At 66.2% G+C, this 19,689-nt stretch carries 8 protein-coding genes; 5 read left to right on the forward strand and 3 right to left on the reverse strand.

Annotation, left to right across the window (positions count from 1 at the left end; all coding sequences use genetic code 11):
- Positions 1-22 precede the first annotated feature (22 nt).
- From IAE40_RS22285 to IAE40_RS22295, 3 genes are all read left to right on the forward strand, one after another.
- Complete coding sequence (locus tag IAE40_RS22285; RefSeq protein ID WP_200603877.1) at positions 23-14,008, forward strand: autotransporter-associated beta strand repeat-containing protein; 13,986 nt, start codon at positions 23-25, stop codon at positions 14,006-14,008.
- A gap of 175 nt (positions 14,009-14,183) precedes the next feature.
- On the forward strand, positions 14,184-14,747 hold the full coding sequence (locus IAE40_RS22290; RefSeq protein WP_054892521.1) for a GNAT family N-acetyltransferase: 564 nt from the start codon (positions 14,184-14,186) through the stop codon (positions 14,745-14,747).
- Positions 14,748-14,797: 50 nt separating this feature from the next.
- A complete protein-coding gene (locus IAE40_RS22295) occupies positions 14,798-15,337 on the forward strand; it encodes a hypothetical protein (RefSeq protein ID WP_200603878.1) in 540 nt (179 codons plus the stop codon).
- A gap of 10 nt (positions 15,338-15,347) precedes the next feature.
- Here the strand turns inward: IAE40_RS22295 and IAE40_RS22300 are convergent, their stop codons facing one another.
- On the reverse strand, positions 15,348-15,827 hold the full coding sequence (locus IAE40_RS22300; RefSeq protein ID WP_151924415.1) for a DMT family transporter: 480 nt from the start codon (positions 15,825-15,827) through the stop codon (positions 15,348-15,350).
- 90 nt (positions 15,828-15,917) lie between these two features.
- On the opposite strand from IAE40_RS22300, the gene IAE40_RS22305 reads away from it, so the two are divergent.
- Both IAE40_RS22305 and IAE40_RS22310 read left to right on the forward strand, forming a co-directional pair.
- On the forward strand, positions 15,918-16,835 hold the full coding sequence (locus IAE40_RS22305; protein ID WP_200603879.1) for a LysR family transcriptional regulator: 918 nt from the start codon (positions 15,918-15,920) through the stop codon (positions 16,833-16,835).
- Positions 16,836-16,922: 87 nt separating this feature from the next.
- Positions 16,923-17,312 (forward strand): lysozyme inhibitor LprI family protein, encoded by a 390-nt coding sequence (locus tag IAE40_RS22310; protein ID WP_054892525.1) that lies wholly within the window; start codon positions 16,923-16,925, stop codon positions 17,310-17,312.
- A gap of 157 nt (positions 17,313-17,469) precedes the next feature.
- Here IAE40_RS22310 and mnmH read toward each other — a convergent pair whose 3' ends face one another.
- On the reverse strand, positions 17,470-18,573 hold the full coding sequence (mnmH, locus tag IAE40_RS22315) for a tRNA 2-selenouridine(34) synthase MnmH (RefSeq protein ID WP_200603880.1): 1,104 nt from the start codon (positions 18,571-18,573) through the stop codon (positions 17,470-17,472).
- Positions 18,573-19,607 (reverse strand): selenide, water dikinase SelD, encoded by a 1,035-nt coding sequence (gene selD / locus IAE40_RS22320; RefSeq protein WP_200603881.1) that lies wholly within the window; start codon positions 19,605-19,607, stop codon positions 18,573-18,575. The genes mnmH and selD overlap by 1 nt, the downstream gene beginning before the upstream one ends.
- Positions 19,608-19,689: the final 82 nt, after the last annotated feature.

A 19,689-nucleotide genomic window follows, 5' to 3' on the forward strand; every position in this document is an offset into this window, starting at 1 on the left:
CTGATCCACGAAGGAGCTCTCCGTGGACAGAAGCGTCGCCTCCGTTTTGCCTACCCGTCTCTCCCATTTGTCGCTCGCTGTGAGCCTGGCTGTCGGAGGGCTGGCCTTCGGTCTTTCGAGCGAGCAGGCCCTGGCCGTGTGCAGCGCGGCCGGGTCCATCGTCACTTGCAGCGGTGCTGCCAACCCGCTGGCCCCGAGCTATACCAATGGCGGTAGCGGCCTGACGGTCAACGTGAACCCTGGCGCCAGCCTGGGTACCCTGCTGGGCGTGGGAGGCACGTCGCTGTCGCTGTCGGGCAACAACAATACGTTGAACAACTCCGGCACCATCGACCCTACGTTGCTGGGGTTGTTGAGCATCCAGTCCAGTGCTGTGCTGATCGGCAATACTGGTACCGGCAGCACGCTCAACATCAACAACAGTGCCACGGGGGTGATCAAGGGCACGGGTGCCTTGCTTGGCGCCAACCTTCTTAACCTGACAGGCATGGCGCTGGACGCGCGCAATGGTTTGGGCGGTACCACTACCATCACCAACGCCGGCAGCATCGGTTCCTCGGCGTTGCTTGGCCTCACGCTGCTCAGCGAGGACACGCCGGTCATCGCTGTGACCGGCGGGAGTACGGTTAACTTCACCAACACCGGCACCATCCTTGGACGGGCAGCGTTCGAGGCTTCTGCTGCGGGCAACACCTTCACCAACGCCGGCACCTTGACCGGCAGCTTGTCGATGGGGGCCAACAGCACCAACCGCTTCAATGCCATTACCGGTTCGAGTGTCGGTGCCGGGCTTGGTGTCAGCGTTGCACTGCTGGTCACCAGCAATCCCAATCTGGGTTTCGCAGCCGCCGGCAAGATCGATGGCGGTGCCGGTGGCAACAACACCCTGGCCTTGCAGAATGCCATTGGTGGCGGTAGCGGAACCACCGGCTCCGGCACGATCAACGCCAACAACTACATCAACTTCAACCGCCTTATCGTCGACAGCGGCACCTGGAGCCTGATCGGCCAGGTGCTCAACGGCACCACCCAGACCACCCTCAATGGCGGTTTGATCAACTTCGACAATGCCAGCGCCTTTGGTACCGGCGGCATCACCGTCAACGGTGGCGGGCTTGCCGGTACCGTCGCAGGTCTGAGTCTGGCCAACGCCCTGACGCTCAACGCCGGCATCAACGTCGGCGGTGCTACCGACATGACCCTCAATGGGGTCATCTCCGGTGTTGGCGGCTTGACCAAGACTGGCGCCGGCCTGCTCACCCTTGGTGCCACCAACACCTATAGCGGTGGTACCACCCTGGCCGCTGGCGGCCTCAACCTGACCAGCGCTGCGGCGCTCGGCAGTGGTGCGCTCACCGTCAGTGGCGCGGGCAGCCTGCAAGGCAGCGTGCCACTGGTATTGAACAATGCCGTGGCGCTGAACGCGGCGCTGACCTTGCCCGGCAGCAACGCCCTGACCCTCGGGGGCGTGCTCAGCGGCACGGGCTCGCTGGTCAAGAGCGGCACCAGTAACCTGACCCTCAACGGCGCCAATACCTTCTCCGGCGGCACCAGCCTCGGCGGCGGCACGCTCACCCTCGGCAACAGCGCTGCCCTGGGCATTGGCGCGCTGACCCTGACCGGCAGCGGCGTGCTGGACACCACGGCCGCCATGACGCTGGCCAACGCGGTCAACCTCGGTGCCAACGCCCTGACCCTGACGGGCAACAACGCCCTTACGCTGGGCGGCGTGATCGCCGGCGCGGGTGGCAGCTTGATCAAGAACGGCGCCGCCGACCTGAACCTGAACGGCACCAACACCTTCAGCGGTGGCACCACGCTCAATGCCGGCAAGCTCACCGTCGGCGCCAATGCCGCGCTCGGCACCGGCGCCCTGACCCTGGGCGGCAATGCCAGCCTCGACGCCAGCACCGCAGTCAGCCTGGGTAACGCAATCAACCTCGGCGCCAACACCCTCAACCTGTTGGGCACCAGCGCCACTACCCTGGGCGGGGTGATCAGCGGCACCGGTGTGCTGGTCAAGAACGGCGCCGCCGACCTGGCGCTCAACGGCAACAACACCTTCAGCGGCGGCCTGACCCTCAACACCGGCAAGCTCACCGTGGGTAACAACAACGCCCTGGGCGGTGGTGCCCTGACCCTGGGTGGCAACGCCAGCCTCGATGCCAGCACCGGGGTCAGCCTGGGCAATGCCATCAGCCTGGGCGCCAATACCCTCAACCTGCTGGGTACCAGCGCTACCACCTTGGGTGGAGTGATCAGCGGCACTGGCGCGCTGGTCAAGAACGGCGCCGCCGGCCTGACCCTCAACGGCGCCAACACCTTCAGCGGTGGCACCACCCTCAACGCCGGGGTGCTGACCGTCGGTAACAACAACGCCCTGGGCACCGGTGCTTTCAGCCTGGGCGGCAATGCCAGCCTCGACGCGGGCGTGGCGGTCAACCTGGGCAACGCCATCAACCTGGCGGGCAACACCCTGAGCGTGGTGGGTAGCAACGCCACCACCCTGGGCGGTGTGATCAGCGGCACCGGTGCATTGGTCAAGAATGGCGCCAGCAACCTCACCCTCGGTGGCACCAATACCTTCACAGGTGGCCTGACCCTCAACGCTGGCACCTTGACCCTGGCCAGTGCCGCGGCGCTGGGCACCGGCGCGCTCACCGTGGGCGGTGCATCCACACTCGCCAACAGCGCGGCGATGACCCTGAACAATGGCGTCAACCTCGGCGCCAACCTGACCCTGGCCGGCGCCAACAACCTGAGCCTTGCAGGCAACCTGAGCGGTACCGGTGGCCTGATCAAGAACGGGGCGAGCACCCTGACCCTGAGCGGCAACAACACCCAGAGCGGTGCCACCGCGCTCAACGCCGGCACCCTGGTGGTCGGCAGCGCCACTGCCCTGGGCACCGGCGCACTCAACGCCGCCGCCAACACCACGCTGGATTCGTCGGTCGCCGGGCTGACCCTGGGCAACGCGCTTAACCTGGCCGGCAACCTCAACCTCGCCGGCAGCAACGACCTGACCCTGGGAGGCGTGATCGCCGGTGTCGGTGGCCTGACCAAGAACGGCAGCGCTACCCTGACCCTCAACGGTGCCAATACCCAGATCGGCGCCACCAACCTCAACGCCGGTACCCTTGTGGTCGGCAGCAACACGGCCTTGGGCTCTGGCGCGCTGAATGCCGCTGCCGGTACCCACCTGGACGCCAACGCCGCAGTCAACCTCGGCAACGCCGTGAACCTGGCCGGTGCCCTGACCCTCGACGGCACCGCCAACCTCGGCCTTGGTGGCGTGATCGCCGGTGCCGGTAGTCTGGTCAAGAACGGTGCCGCCACGCTGACGCTTTCCGGTCCCAACACCTACCTGGGCGGCACGACCCTCAATGCCGGTGGACTGGTGCTGGGCAATGGCGCCGCACTGGGCGCCGGCAAGCTGACCGTGGCGGGGGCCGGTAGCCTGGATACCTCGGCTGCGCTGACCGTTGGCAACGCCGTCACCCTGGATGCCGACCTCACCCTGGCTGGCAGCAACAACCTCAACCTCACCGGTCTGGTCGACGGCACCGGCCGGCTGATCAAGAACGGCACCAGCACGCTCACCCTCGGCGGGCTGAACACCTATGCCGGTGGCACGCTGCTCAACGGTGGCGCCCTGGTGCTGGGCAATGGCAGTGCCATCGGCACCGGCGACCTCACCGTCGGTGGCGCCGCGAGCCTGGACAGCAGCGCTGCACTGAGCCTGGGCAATAACATTGGCCTGAACGCCGACCTTACCCTCACCGGCAGTAACGCGCTGACCCTCGGCGGTGTGGTCAGTGGGGCAGGGCAGTTGGTCAAGAACGGCAGCGCCACTGTGACCTTGAACGGGGCGAACACCTATGCCGGTGGCACCACGCTCAACGCGGGTGGCCTGGTGATAGGCAATGGCAATGCCCTGGGGACCGGCGCCCTGACCGTGGCCGGCGCCGCCAGCCTGGACAACAGCGCGGTCGCTACCCTGGGCAACGACATCGCGCTCAACGCCAACCTGACCCTCGGCGGCAGCAACGACCTGACCCTTGGCGGCATCATCAGCGGCACCGGAGGCTTGATCAAGAATGGCCTGGCCGACCTCACGCTGACCGGCAACAACACCTTCAGCGGCGCCGTCGACTTGCTCGGCGGCACCCTGACCACCGTTGGTACCGGTGCGCTGGGCAACGCCTCGGCGGTCAATGTCGGCGCTGGCGCCAACCTCAACCTTGGGGCCAGCACCACGGTCGGCGGGTTGAGCGGTGCCGGCGCGGTGAGCGTGGCGGGGGGCAGTGACCTGACGGTCGGCGGCAACAACCTCAACAGCGTGTTCAGCGGCGCCCTGGCCGGTAGCGGTGGCCTGATCAAGACTGGCACCGGTGCTCTGGAACTGTCCGGCGTGAACGTGCTTGGCGGCGCCACCACGGTCAATGGCGGCCTGCTCAATGTCAGCGGTTCGCTCGCCAGCTCCGGCGTACAGGTCAATGTCGGCGCCAGCCTGGGCGGCACCGGCAGCGTGATCGGCCCTGTGGACATCGCCAACGGGGCGCACCTGGTGGCCAACAGCGGCGCGACCCTCAACACCGGTGCGCTGACCCTGCACAGCGGCTCGATCCTCGACTTCGGCCTCGGCTCGCCCTCCACGGGCGGCACTGCCTTGGTCAACGTCAACGGCAACCTGACCCTCGACGGCACCCTCAACGTCACCGATCTGGGTGGTTTCGGCACCGGTATCTATCGGCTGTTCGACTACACCGGCGCGCTGGTCGACAACGGCCTGGTCGTCGGCGCGTTGCCGGGTAGCGTACTGCCGGGCGATGTCCAGGTGCAGACCGCCATCGGCGCGCAGATCAACCTGCTGGTGGGCGGTGCCACCGGCACCGTGCAGTTCTGGGACGGTGCGCAAAGCGTGCCGAACGGCGTCATCGACGGTGGCGCCGGCACCTGGGATGGCAGCAATACCAACTGGACCGATATCAACGGTGTGCTCAACGGCAGCTGGGCCAGCGATTTCGCCGTGTTCCAGGGCACCGCTGGCGATGTCAACGTGGTGGGCACCCAGGCTGCCACCGGTCTGCAATTCGTCACCAACGGCTATCGCCTGATCGGTACCGGTGGCCTGAACCTGGTCAATGGCAGCAACGGTGCATTCGCCGTGCGTGTCGATCCGGGCGCTACTGCGACGATCAACGTCGGCCTCTCCGGCAGCGGCCAACTGGCCAAGCTCGACACCGGAACCCTGGTGCTGAACGGCGCCAACAGCTACACCGGTGGGACCTTGCTCAACGGCGGCACCCTGGTGGTAGGCACCAATACCGCCCTGGGTACTGGCGCGGTCAGCGCCGCAACGGGCACCACGCTAGACAGCAACACCGCAGTCACCCTTGGCAACGCCCTGGCCCTGAGCGGCGCCCTGACCATCGCTGGCAGTGCCGACCTCGGCCTGTCTGGCGTGGTTTCGGGCGCCGGCAGTCTGGTCAAGAACGGCGGGGCCAACCTGACGCTGGGCAGCGCCAACACCTACAGCGGCGGCACCACCCTTGCCGCTGGCACCCTGACCCTGGGTAACGACCTGGCCCTCGGCACGGGCGGCCTGAACGTCACTGGCGCCTCCAGCCTCGCCACCACGGGTAACGCGGCGTTGGCCAACACCGTTGCGCTGAACGCCAACCTGACCGTGCCAGGCACTGGCAACCTCACGCTCAACGGCGCACTCAGCGGCACCGGTGGGCTGATCAAGAACGGCACTGGCGTGCTCACCCTGAACGGCAGCAACAGCCAGCAGGGTGTTACCAGCCTCAATGGCGGCACCCTGGTGGTTGGCAGCAACACCGCCCTGGGCACTGGCACGCTGAATGCCGCGGCTGGCACAACCCTGAGTGCAGGCGCCAACGTGACCCTGGCCAATGCGCTCAACCTGGCGGGCAACCTCACCATCGCCGGCGCGCAGGACCTGGTGCTGGGCGGCAACATCAATGGCGTCGGCGGCCTGATCAAGACCGGCAGCGGCACACTGACCCTCAATGGCACCAATGGCAACCTGGGCAACACCAACCTCAACGCCGGCACCTTGGTGCTCGGCAGCGCAAGCGCGCTCGGCCTCGGCCAGCTCAACGCGGCTGCGGGCACCACCCTGGACAGCAACTCGGCGCTCAATATCGGCAACACCGTCAATCTGGGCGGCAACCTCACCATCGCCGGCAGCAGCGACCTGGGCCTGGGTGGGCTGGTCACGGGCGTTGGCAGCCTGACCAAGAATGGTGCCAGCAACCTCACCTTGAGTGGCCCCAACACTCTGTCTGGTGGCGTGACGCTCAACGCCGGCACCCTGACCCTGGGCAATAACTCGGCCCTGGGAGTCGGCACCCTGACCGTCGGCGGCGCCAGTAACCTGGCCACCACCAGCCCCCTGGTCTTGGCCAATCAGGTCACGCTCAACGACACTCTGACCCTGCCCAGCAACAACGACCTGGCCCTGAACGGCGTGATCAGCGGTACCGGCGGGCTGACCAAGACCGGCACCGGCAACCTGACCCTCGGTGCCGCCAACACCTATCAAGGCACCACCACTCTCGGCGCTGGCACCCTGACCCTGGGCAACGACAGCGCGCTGGGCGCGGGCAACCTCTCGGTGACCGGCAACAGCACCCTGGCCACCACCGGCGTCCTGCAAGTGGCCAACGCCATTGGCCTGGGAACCGGTGCCACTCTGGGCGTCAACAACGCCCAGACCCTGACGCTCGGCGGTATCATCAGCGGCGGCGGCAGCCTGAACAAGACTGGCACTGGCCAACTGGTGCTCAACGGCGCCAACAACTACACCGGCGGCACCTCGCTGCAGGCGGGCAGCCTGCTGCTGGGTAACGCCAGCGCCCTGGGCAGTGGCGCCCTGAACGTCACCGGCGCTGCGGCCCTGGACGCCAGCCAGGCCCTGGCGCTGGTCAACGCGATCAACCTGAGCGGTGGCAACCTCACCCTCGGCGGCAGCCAGGCTCTCACCCTCAACGGCGTGGTTTCCGGCACCAACGGCCTGGTGAAGAACGGCGCCGCTAGCCTGACCCTCAATGGCAACAACACCTACAGCGGCGGCACTACTCTCAATGCCGGCACGCTGACCGTCGGCAGCAGCACCGCGCTGGGCACCGGGGATCTGAGCACAGGCGCCAATACCTCCCTCGATGCCAGCGTGAGCGCCGCACTGGCCAACAATGTGCACCTGGGTGGCACGCTCAACCTGCCAGGCACCGCCGACCTGACCCTCAACGGCGTGGTCGACGGTGTCGGTGGCCTGAACAAGGCTGGCGCCAGTACCCTGACCCTCAATGGCGCCAACAGCTACCTGGGCGGCACCACCCTGGGCGCCGGGCAACTGGTGGTGGGTAACGACAACGCGCTGGGGCAGGGCGCCCTTACCGTCGCGGGGGCCTCGACCCTGAGCAGCGGGGTCGCCAGCACCACATTGGCCAATAACGTCACCCTCAACGCTGGCCTCACCGTCGCCGGCACCAACGACCTGACCCTCAACGGAGTGATCAACGGGACCGCCGGGTTGACCAAGAACGGCAGCGGCAACCTCACGCTCAACGGTAACAACGGCTACCAAGGCGGCACCCAGCTCAATGCCGGGCGCCTGACCCTCGGCAGCAGCGGCGCCCTGGGCACGGGCGCCCTCGACGTGACCGCCGACGCCACCCTGGCCAACAGCGCGTCGATGGCCCTGGGCAACACCATCGCCCTGAGCAACGGCGCCAACCTGACCGTCGACGCCGCCAATGCCCTGATCCTCAGTGGCGACCTGGGCGGCACAGGTAACCTGGTCAAGGCCGGTGCCGACGACCTGACCCTGGTCGGCGTCAAGACCTTCACCGGCAACGTCGATATCCAGGCCGGCTCGCTCACTACGCTCGGCAGCGGCGTGCTGGCCAACGTCGACACCCTCAACGTCGGCGCCAGTGGCCAGCTCAACCTCAATGGCAACACCAGCCTTGGTGCCCTCACCGGCAGCGGCAACGTCGATGTCGGCGTTGGCAGCACCCTGAGCCTGGGCAGCAACAACGTCAGTACGACCTTCGCGGGTGCCCTCAATGGCTCGGGCGGCCTGGCCAAAGATGGCACCGGTACCCTGACCCTCACCGGTACCAGCAATCTGGCTGACAACACGCAGGTCAACGCTGGCACCCTGAAAGTCGATGGCAGCCTGGGCAGTAACCTGCTGACCGTCGCCAGCGGCGCAACCCTCACCGGCAGCGGCTCTGCCAATGCCTCGGTGGTGATCGACAACGGCGGCCACCTGGCAGGCCAGAGCGGCGCCACCCTGGGCCTCGGTTCGCTGGTGCTCAACAGCGGATCGATCGTCGATGTCGGCCTGGCTTCGCCAGGCACTGGCGGCACCGCGCTGTTCAATGTCGGCGGCAACCTGACCCTCGACGGCACCCTCAACGTCAGCAATATCGGTGGCTTCGGCAACGGCGTATACCGCTTGTTCGACTACGCCGGTGCGCTGACCGACAACGGCCTGGACTTCGGCACCCTGCCGCTGGGCGTTAGCCTTGGCGATGTGTCGCTGCAGACCGCCCTGGCCAACCAGATCAACCTGCTGGTCAGCTCCAGCGGCCTGAACATCCAGTTCTGGGACGGCAGCCAGACTGCCCCGAACGGCCAGGTCGATGGTGGCACCGGCGTGTGGAACGCCGGCAACACCAACTGGACCGACCTCAACGGCACCGTCAACACCACCTGGGGCAGCACCTTCGCGGTCTTCCAGGGCACGGCAGGTGACGTCACCGTCGACGGCAGCCAGAGCGTCAATGGCATGCAGTTCGTCAGCAACGGCTATCGCCTGCTGGCCGGGACCGCCGGCCTGCTCGACCTGGTCAACGGCAGCGGTGGCGATACCAGCGTGCGGGTCGATCCCGGCGTGATCGCGACCCTCGATGTTGGCCTGGGTGGTGTCGGCAAACTGAACAAGCTCGACACCGGCACCCTGGTGCTCAACGGCAACAACAGCTACAGCGGCGGCACCCAGCTCAGTGGCGGCACTCTGGTCCTGGGCAGCAATACCGCGATCGGCACCGGCCTGCTGGACACTGCCAGTGGCACCACCCTGGACACCAACAAGAGCGTGAGCCTGGCCAATGCGATCACCCTCGCCGGCCCGCTGAACCTGACCGGCAACAACGACCTGGCGCTCACTGGCAACATCGGCGGCGCCGGCAGCCTGGTCAAGGCTGGTAATGCGCAACTGGCCTTGTCCGGCAACAACAGCTACAGCGGCGGCACGGCGCTGAACGGCGGCACGCTGGTGGTAGGTTCCAACACTGCCCTGGGTACCGGCGTGCTCAGTGCGGCGGCAGGCACCAGCCTGGACAGCAGCCAGGCCGTGACGCTGGCCAACAACGTCAACGTCGCCGGCAATCTCAACGTGCTCGGCAGCAATGACTTGAGTCTTGGCGGCACCGTCGCCGGCGCTGGCCGTCTGATCAAGTCCGGCATCGCGCGGTTCAGCCTGCTGGGTGCCAATACCTTCAGCGGCGGCACCGAGCTGCAGGCCGGCACCCTTGTGGTCGGCAACAACGGCGCGCTCGGCACTGGTGGCCTCGACGTGACCGGCAACGCCAACCTCGACAGCAACACTGCGGTGACGCTGGCCAATCCGGTCAATGTCACCGGCGTCCTCAACGTGCTGGGCAGCAACGACTTGCAACTGGCCGGTGTGCTCAGTGGCAACGGCGTGCTGAACAAGAACGGCCTGGCCGACCTCACCCTGTCGGGCAACAACACCTTCAGCGGTATCCTCAATATCCTCTCCGGCAGCCTGAGCACCATCGGCACCACCGCGCTGGGCACCCAGAGCGAGTTGAACGTCAGTACCGGCGCGAGCCTCAACCTCGATGGCAACACCACCCTGGGCGAGATCGGTGGCACCGGCGCGATCCAGATTGCTGCAGGCAACAGCCTCAACGTCGAAGGCGGCGTGTTCGATGGCAACATCAGCGGCACCGGCACGCTCAACAAACTCGGCACCGGCACCCTGGCCCTGAGCAGCAGCAACAGCCATACCGGCAATACCAACGTGCAGGCCGGTGGCTTGAAGGTGGATGGATCGCTCGCCAGCAGCGCGGTCAACGTTGCCAGTGGTGCGACGCTGTCGGGCGCGGGCAACCTCGGTGGGGCGGTGACGGTCGCCAGCGGCGGTAGCCTCGCTGCCGCCAGCGGCGCGACCCTGAACGCGAGCAATCTGGCGCTGGATGCCGGTTCGAACTTCAACGCCGCGCTTGGCACGCCGACCGGCGGCAATTCGCCGCTGGTCAACGTCGCCAACAACCTGACCCTCGGTGGCACGCTCAACGTCACCGACATCGGCGGCTTCGGTGCAGGCGTCTACCGCCTGTTCGCCTACGGCGGCAGTCTGATCAACAACGGCCTGGCCTTTGGCACCACGCCCGTTCCAGTGACCGACCTCACCGTGCAGACCGCCGTGGCCAATCAGGTCAACCTGGTGGTTGGTGGTGCCAGCAACGTGCTGTTCTGGGACGGTAGCAACACCGTCGCAAACGGTGTGATCGAGGGTGGCAGCGGTGTCTGGGATGCCACCAACAGCAACTGGACCGATGCCAACGGCGTACTCAACAGCACCTGGAACGACACCTTCGCAGTCTTCCAAGGCACTGCCGGGACCGTCACCGTCAACGGCAGCCACAGCATCACTGGCCTGCAATTCATCACCGATGGCTACGTGCTCAACGCAGGTGCAGGCGGCGAACTGCTCACCAGCACCAGCGGCACTACCAACCTGCGGGTCGATAGCGGCGTCACGGCAACCCTCAACGTTGCCCTCAACGGCACCGGCAACGTCGCCAAGTACGATGCCGGCACCCTGGTGCTCAACGCTGCCAACGGCTACAGCGGCGGTACCGCGCTCAACGGCGGCACCCTGGTGGTCGGCAACGACAGTGCGCTGGGCAGCGGCACGCTGACCGCCGCAGCGGGCACCACCCTGGACAGCAACACTGCCGTCACCCTGGCCAACGCCGCAGTCCTCAACGGCGCACTGGCCATCGGCGGCAGCAACGCGCTGACCCTCAACGGCGATATCAGCGGTGCTGGCGGGCTGGTCAAGAATGGCGCAGGCCTGCTGACCCTGGGCGGCAGCAACAGCTACAGCGGCGGCACCCAGATCAACGCGGGCAGCGTGGTCGGCAACACCACCAGCCTGCAGGGTGCGATCCTCAACAACGCGGCGCTGACCTTCGAGCAGAACGCCAACGGCAGCTACACCGGCAACCTCACTGGCAGCGGTACGTTGACCAAGAACGGCAGTGGTGAACTGCTGCTGACCGGTGTCAACGGCTTGACCGGTGCCACCACCGTCAATGCCGGCAGCTTGCTGGTCAACGGACGCCTGGACAGCGCCACGGTACAGGTCGCTACCGGCGCTCGCCTGGGCGGCAGCGGCACCTATGCCGGGGCTGTGCAGATCGCCGACGGCGCCACCCTGGCCGCGGGCCAGAGCAGCACACCGTTGACGGTAGGCAGCCTGAACCTGAGCTCCGGCAGCGCCCTGGACTTCTCGCTCGGGGCGCCAGCGGCGTCCACTACGGTAGTCAAGGTCGACGGCAACCTGGTGCTCGACGGTACGCTGAACATCACCAATGCCGGCGGCTTCGGCACCGGCGTCTACCAACTGTTCAACTATGGCGGCGCACTGACCAACAACGGTCTGGTCTTCGGCGCCATCCCCGGCAGCGTGGCACTGGGTGACCTGAGCCTGCAGACCGCCATCGCCAACCAGATCAACCTGGTGGTGCAAGGGGCGGGCGACCAGTTGCAGTTCTGGAACGGTGGCAAGACCAACCCGGATGGCAGCATCGGCGGCGGCAGCGGCACCTGGGGCCCTGGTACCAACTGGACCAACTCCAACGGCACCACTGGCGAAACCTGGAGCGATGCCTTCGCTGTGTTCGGTGGCCAACCTGGCACCGTCACCGTGGTCGGCAACCAGTCCTTCAGCGGCATGCAGTTCCTCAGCGACGGCTACCAGGTGGTGCCGGGCACAGGCGGCAGCCTGACCCCGGTCAACGGTGCCGATGGCAGCCTGGCCCCGGTACGGGTCAACGCAGGTGCCAGCGCCGTGATCAGCGCGCCACTGGTAGGCACTGGCGGTATCGAAAAACTCGACGCTGGCACGCTGTTGCTGACCGGAGCCAACACCTACACCGGTGGCACCATTGTCAGCGGCGGTACCTTGGGCGGTAACACCACCAGCCTGCAGGGCAACATCACCAACAACGCCAACCTGGTGTTCGCGCAGGGTACCAACGGCACCTTCAACGGCATCCTCAGCGGTACCGGCACCACCACCAAGCAAGGGGCGGGCAGCCTGTTGCTGACTGGCAACCAGCCGTTCAGCGGGGCCTTCAACGTCAACCAGGGCACGCTTCAAGTCGGCAATGCCGACAACCCGGGCACCAACCTTGGCGCCCAGGTCACCGTGGCCAACGGCGCGGCGCTCACCGGCAACGGTACCGTCGCCAGCCTGACCAACCACGGCACCGTGCTGCCAGGGCCTGCGGGCAACCTCAATGTCAGCGGCAACTTCACCAACGCCAGCGACGGCAATCTGGTCATCGACCTGGGCACCGCGCCGGTGAACTACCTGAATGTCGGCGGCACGGCCAACCTGGGCGGCAGCCTGACGGTGGCCAACCTCGCCGGTGGCAACGGGCAGTACACCGTGGTCAGTGCAGCTGGCGGCATCAACGGCACCTTCGCCAGCAACAACCTGATGAACTCGGCATTCCTCAACAGCTCGCTCGACTACGGCGCCAACCAGGTGACCCTGTCGGTCAGCCGCAACGGCAACGCGTTCGCCGATGTCGCGGCCTCCAGCAACCAGCGTGGTGTCGCCACGGCCCTGGAAAGCGCCGGTGCGCCGACCAGCCTGCGCGACAACATCCTGCCGCTGGACCGTCAGGCCGCGCAGTCGGCGTTTGACAGCCTGTCCGGGGAAATCCACGCCAGCACCGCGACCGTGCTGATCGAGGATTCGCGCTACATCCGCGATGCGGTCAACGACCGTATGCGTCAACCGGATTGCAGCCGCGAGGACGATCCACGCCGCACCCTGGCGCCGACCGCCAACCAGCAGCTGACCAGCGAAGGTTGCCAGGGCCAGGCCGTGGGCTGGATCCGCGCCATTGGCGGCTGGGGTGAATACGACGGCAGCAGCAGCCATGCCAGCGTCGACCGTGACCTGTCGGGCTTCATGCTCGGTGTCGACCGCGCCCTGGACGATCAGTGGAAAGTCGGTATCGCTGCCGGATACACCCGCAGCAGCATCGATGCTCACCGTCGTCAGTCGGACGCCAGCGTCGACAGCTACCACCTGGCCACCTACCTGGGTTACCAGATGGATGCCTTCGCCGCACGCCTGGGCGCCAGCTACACCTGGCATGACATCGACACCAAGCGCGATGTCCAGGTGGGCAGCTACGACGACCGCCTGAAGGCCAAGTACAAGGCGCGCAGCGCCCAGGTGTTCGGCGAGGTGGGTTACGCCATCGACGCTGGCGGTATCGCCCTGGAACCGTTCGCAGGTCTGGCCTACGTCAACTACGACAGCGACAGTGCCCGTGAGAAGGGTGGCGATGGCCGCCTGAAGGCCAGCGTCGATCAGGACGTGACCTTCTCCACCGTCGGGGTGCGCGCCGGCAAGCGCATCAAGCTGGACAACGGCAGCGAGATCACACCACGGCTGTCGGTTGGCTGGCGGCATGCCTTCGGCGACACCAAGCCCGATGCCGACGCTCGCTTCATTGCCGGTGGCGCTGGCTTCAGCACCGAAGGCGTACCGATCGCCCGCGATGCTGCGGTGGTCGAGGCCGGTGTCGACCTGGCTGTCGGCCAGAGCGGCAAGCTGGGTGTGGGGTACTCCGGGCAACTGTCCAGCGAGAACCGCGACCATGGCGTGGTGCTGAGCTTCAGCATGGGCTTCTGATCGGCTGAACCGCGGTGGGCTGTTCTGCAGCCCTATCACGGAACAAGCCCGCTTCCACGGATCTGGTGGACGCGGGCTTGTTGCGTGATAGGCCCCTCACTGACGCCCGGCTTACTTTCATCACGCCGCTGACGCTAGACTGTCATCTTCCCAAAAGTCGGACAGGAGTCCCTGCGTGACCCACCCCCGCAGTTTCCCCAGCGACCTGTGCCTGGACAGCCCGCGCCTGCAACTGCGCCCCATGCGTCATGGCGATGCGGCGCAGTGGCTGGCGATCATGGCTGATCCTGAGGTCATGCGTTTCTGGCACCACGCCCCTTGGCAGGAACTGGCCGAGGCCGAAAGCGCCCTGGCCGCCGATCGCGAAGCCTATGCTGCCGGCAATCTGCTCAAGCTCGGCATGTACCGTCGCGACAATGGCGAACTGATCGGCATGGTCCAGTTGTTCAATCTCGATGACGATTCGCGTCGCGGCGAGATCGGCTACTGCCTGGCCAAGGCCGTGCAAGGCCGGGGTTACATGGACGAGGCGCTGACCTGCTTCATCGACTACCTGGCCCATACCCTGCACATGCGCCGCCTGGAGGCGGAGATCGACCCGCGCAACCAAGGCTCGGCGCGCACCCTGGAGCGCCAGGGCTTCGTCCTCGAAGGCACCTTGCGCGCCCGTTGGTGCGTGGCGGGCGAGTTGTCCGACTCGGGGATCTACGGGTTGTTGCTGGAACCGCCTGTCGTCTGAGGCGCGGGTGCGGTAAGGTCGGGGTTTCGCCCGATCCGATGGAGCTCCGGTTGCCAGCCTACTACATCAGCATCAGCCTGCTGCTTTACCTGCTTGGCCTGTTTTTCGATGGCGCCCTGATGGGCGCCGAGCAGCATATGCCTGCTTTGCAGATGCTGCTCTACGGCCCCTGGGGCGTGGCATTCGAGCTGTATCAGTGGTTCGCCAATCCCCTGCTGGCGCTGGCGATCCTGAGCCATCGGCGCTTGCGGCGGCTGTCGCTGCTGTTCGGTCTGCTGGCGCTATATCTGGCGGCAAGCAGCCTCGGCGTTGAGCGGCTGCCCGACAACCGCAGCTACGCATTCCACGATGTCACAGGTTTCGGGGCCGGGTTCTACCTGTGGTCGCTGTCGATCCTCACCTTCTGCGCAGGTCAGGCCTGGTGGTGCTGGAAGGCCCGAAAGGCCGACGACATGCCGGGTTGGAACTGGCTGGACGTGGCCCTGATCGCAGCGCTCGGCATGATGCTGTATGCCGCCACGCAGATGCCCTCGCTGCGCTTCGAGGTGGATCAGGTGCTGATGCCCCCCGAGCCTGCACACAGCCTGTAGCGGCCTGGGCTCAGGCGCTGCGTGCCGTGCCCCACTGCACCACCAGCATGCCCCCGACGATCATCGCCACCCCCAACAGCCGTGGCAGGTTCACGGGTTTCTCCGGCAGGCCCATCAAGCCGAACTGGTCGATCAGCAACGATGACAGCACCTGCCCGGCGATCACGCAGACGATGAACCCCGCCGCGCCCAGGCGTGGCGTCAGCACCAACGCGGCGGTGATGTAGATCACCCCGGCGACGCCCCCCAGCCAGGCCCACCAGGGTGCCTGGGCCAGGTTCTGCAGCTGTGGCATGGGCGCGCGCATCAGCAACAGTGCTGGCACCAGCATCATCAGGCTGACCAGCAGCGAAACCCCCGCTGCCCACAACGGGTGCCCGAGCAAGCGCCCCAATGCAGCATTGCTGCCAGCCTGAAAAGGCACCGCCGCCCCGGCGAGCAGGGCGATGAGCAAGGGAAGGATGGCGGACAAGGCAATGACCTTGGGCATGGCGTGAGCTCCTGTGGATAACCTTGGTCCAGTCTCTTGTATGCGCTTAAATGATGGAAATTCGAATTCTGCACAGGCCTTATTCGTCACATGGATGATTTGCGTCGCATCGACCTCAACCTGCTGCTGACCCTGCATGCCCTGCTCAGCGAGCAGCACGTATCCCGGGCAGCAATTCGCCTGCACCGCAGCCAGCCGGCGGTGAGCCATGCCTTGGCGCAACTGCGCGATATCTTCGCCGACCCGCTGCTGGTGCGTCGTGGCGCGCGCCTGGTACTCAGCCCCCGCGCCCAGGCCCTGCGCGACCCATTGCAGCAGGCACTGGCGCAGCTCGACGGGCTGTTGGGCAGCCCGGGGTTCGAGCCGGGCAGGGCTCGCCGCACCTTTCGCCTGGCGATGTCCGACTATGGCGCCCAGGTGGTTCTGCCTGCGCTGATGCGCGAGTTGCGCACCCTGGCACCGCAGATCGATCTGGTCGTCTCCCAGGGCAGTCGCGAAGCGATGCTCGGGCAGTTGATCGACGGGGAGGTCGACCTGGCGCTTGGGGTGTTCCCCGAGTTGCCGTCGGAGATCCATGAGCAGGGTTTGTTCGACGAGTCGTTCGTCTGCGTGGCCGATCGTGGCACCTTGCCGGTGCGCGGCAGCCTGACCCTCGACGCCTGGCTGGCGCGTCCGCATGTGCTGGTGGCGGTACGCCCCGGTATCGACAACGAGATTGACCAGGCACTCAAGGCCCTCGGCGTCCGTCGGCGCATTGCCCTCACGCTCCCGCACTGGGGTGTGGCCCAGACCGTGCTGGCCGGGACCGACCTGGTGTTGACCGTGGCCCGGCGCAGCCTGGCAGCAAGCCCGCCAGACAAGGCCCTGCGCGTATTCGAGCCGCCGCTGCCGATCAGCGCGTTCAGCTTTGCCCAGGCCTGGCATGCCCGACGCGAGGGCGATGCTGGGCATCAGTGGTTGCGCGAGCTGATCCTTGTCCATTGTCGGGGCTGGCATTCGCGCGCGTAGGACAGGTCCGATTTCACAGGGTCACAGGGGCCTTGCGGCGCACTTGCTGCTAGGCTGGCAATCTTTCTGATCAGAGGGTTCTCTTCGATGTTCAAGCATTCCCTGGCAGCCGTCGTTGCCGCGCTGGTGTTCGCCTCTCAGGCCCAGGCCGACGAGAACTCCCCCACCTATACCAAATGCATGGACAAGGCCTCCAGCACCGTTGCGATGAGCGCCTGCATCAAGGATGAAACCAAGCTGCAGGACGACCGCCTCAACCGTGTCTACAAGCAGTTACTCGGCAAGCTCGATGCGCCGCAGCAGAAAAGCCTGCGTGAAGTGCAGCGCGACTGGATCAGCTTTCGTGACAAGAACTGCAAGTTCCATGTCCAGGCCAGCGGCGGGACCATGGCGCAACTCGAAGGCGGCATGTGCGTACTGGACATGACCCGCGAGCGCGCCGCGGAGCTGGAGCGGATTCTCAGCCCCGGACAGTGAACGGTCTCGAACCCTGTAGGAGCGGGCTTGCCCGCGAAAAATACACCGCGCTGCCTGGCACGGGCTACGCCCGTGTTCGCGGGACAAGTCGCAGCGGCGAACCGCTGCTCCTAGAGGTACCGCACCGGCAAAGCCGGTGCCATGCCCCGCGGAGCAATCAGCGCCGGCGCATCGCCCGTGCTTTCAAGTACTCCCGCACCTCGAGTGCATCACCGGCAAACTCGATCCTGCCCGACTTCGCCTCACGCTGGTACGCATACATCGGGTCGTAGTACTCGTTGAGCAAACCCTCGATCCAGCCTCGGTGCAGGTCCACCTCACCGCTGTGCAACTGCACCTGCAGCGCCTGCTCCAGCAGCGCATACAGCCGCTGGAAGCGTTCGCCCCCCAGACGCTTGTGGATATTGCCCATGCTCTGACGCAGGCGCTCGGCAAACAGGCGGCGCCCATCCTCTTCGCCATGCAGGGCAACGAATTCGGCACACAGGTTGATCACGTAGTCACGCAGGATGCGCTCGACGCGATTGGCAAAACTGTCCTCCAACCACACCAGCGGATACTGCTGCATGCCTTGGTACAGCGCCAGCGGCACCGAGCAGCTGCCGACCATCCGCCCCTCGTCCTCCAGCACGAACTGCTGCACGCCCCGCGCGCGTTTCTTGAGCACATCGATGGCCAGGCGGTTCTCGAAATCGATCGGTGCCGGTTGCACGGTGGCGCGCTTGCCGAAGCTGGAGCCGCGGTGGTTGGCGTGGCCTTCGAGGTCGAGCACGTTGTCCAGTTGCAGCAGCACGTCGGTCTTGCCGGTGCCGGTCAGGCCGCCCAGCAGCACAAAGTCACATTGCTCGACTGCCTGTTGGGTGGTGTCCATCAGGAAGGTCCGCAGGGCCTTGTAACCGCCTTTGACCCGCGGATAGTCAATGCCCACCTCTTTCAGCCAGCCCTGGACGATCTGCGAGCGCAGGCCGCCACGAAAACAGTAAAGATACCCCTGGGGATGGGCCTGGGCGAATGCGGCCCAGGCTTCCAGGCGCGCCTGCTTGACCGCGCCGCTGACCAGTTGGTGCCCCAGGGCGATGGCTGCGCTTTGGCCCTGGTGCTTGTAGCAGGTGCCAACTTTCTGCCGCTCCTGGTCGTTCATCAGCGGCAGGTTGATGGCGCTGGGGAAGGCGCCCTTGGCAAACTCGACCGGTGCGCGCATGTCCATCATCGGCGCATCGTCGAGGAACAGCTGTTTGAAATCGGTGCAGTCGGGGCGCATCAAATCACCTCGACTGCGTAGGTCTGTCGCTCGACCAGCGTGCCGATCGGCGCCAGATCCAGGCCCAGTTCAGCGGCGACCGCCAGAAACTCCGCCTGACCCTCGGGGCTCACCGCCACCAGCAAGCCACCGCTGGTCTGCGGGTCGCACAGCAGGTGCTTCTGTTCATCGCTCAGGGCGCCGATCTTGTGGCCATAGCTTTCGTGGTTGCGCAGGGTACCGCCGGGGATGCAGCCCTCGGCCAGGTAGTGCTCGACACCCGGCAGGCGCGGTACTGCATCGAACTGCAGGCGCGCGGTGAGAGCGCTGCCTTCGGCGACTTCGACCAGATGGCCGAGCAGGCCGAAGCCAGTCACGTCGGTCATGGCCTTGACCCCGTCGAGCTTGCCGAAGCGGCTGCCGGGTGTGTTCAGGGTGCACATCCAGTCGCGCGCCAGGCCTTGGTCCTGTTCACGCAGCTTGGATTTTTTCTCGGCAGTGGTAAGGATGCCGATACCCAGAGGCTTGGTCAGGTACAGCGTGCAGTCGACGGTCGCGGTGTCGTTGCGCTTGAGATTGCGCTTGCCGACCACGCCGGTCACCGCAAGGCCGAAGATCGGCTCGGGCGCATCGATGGAGTGGCCGCCGGCCAGTGGAATGCCCGCTTCGGCGCAGACCGCACGGCCGCCACGGATCACCTCGCGGGCAACCTCAGGCGGCAATACGTTGACTGGCCAGCCGAGGATGGCGATGGCCATCAGCGGGTCGCCGCCCATGGCGTAGATGTCGCTGATGGCGTTGGTCGCGGCGATACGGCCGAAGTCGTACGGATCGTCGACGATGGGCATGAAGAAGTCGGTGGTCGAGACCACCCCACGTTCGTCGTCCAGGGCGTACACGGCAGCGTCGTCACGCGAGGCGTTGCCGACCCAGAGCTTGGGGTCCAGCGCCTGGCTGCCGCTTTCGGCAAGGATCACATCCAGCACCTTGGGGGAGATCTTGCAGCCACAGCCTGCGCCGTGGCTGTACTGGGTCAGGCGAATCGGCTCGCTCATAGGTACCTCGGGTCCAATTGTTGCGCGATTGTAGCAAAGCTGGCCTTTGCGCCATCGGCTCTTATAATTCCCGCAGTCGGTG

The organism is Pseudomonas sp. S44 (assembly GCF_016624805.1).
GTDB classification, from domain to species: domain Bacteria; phylum Pseudomonadota; class Gammaproteobacteria; order Pseudomonadales; family Pseudomonadaceae; genus Aquipseudomonas; species Aquipseudomonas machongensis.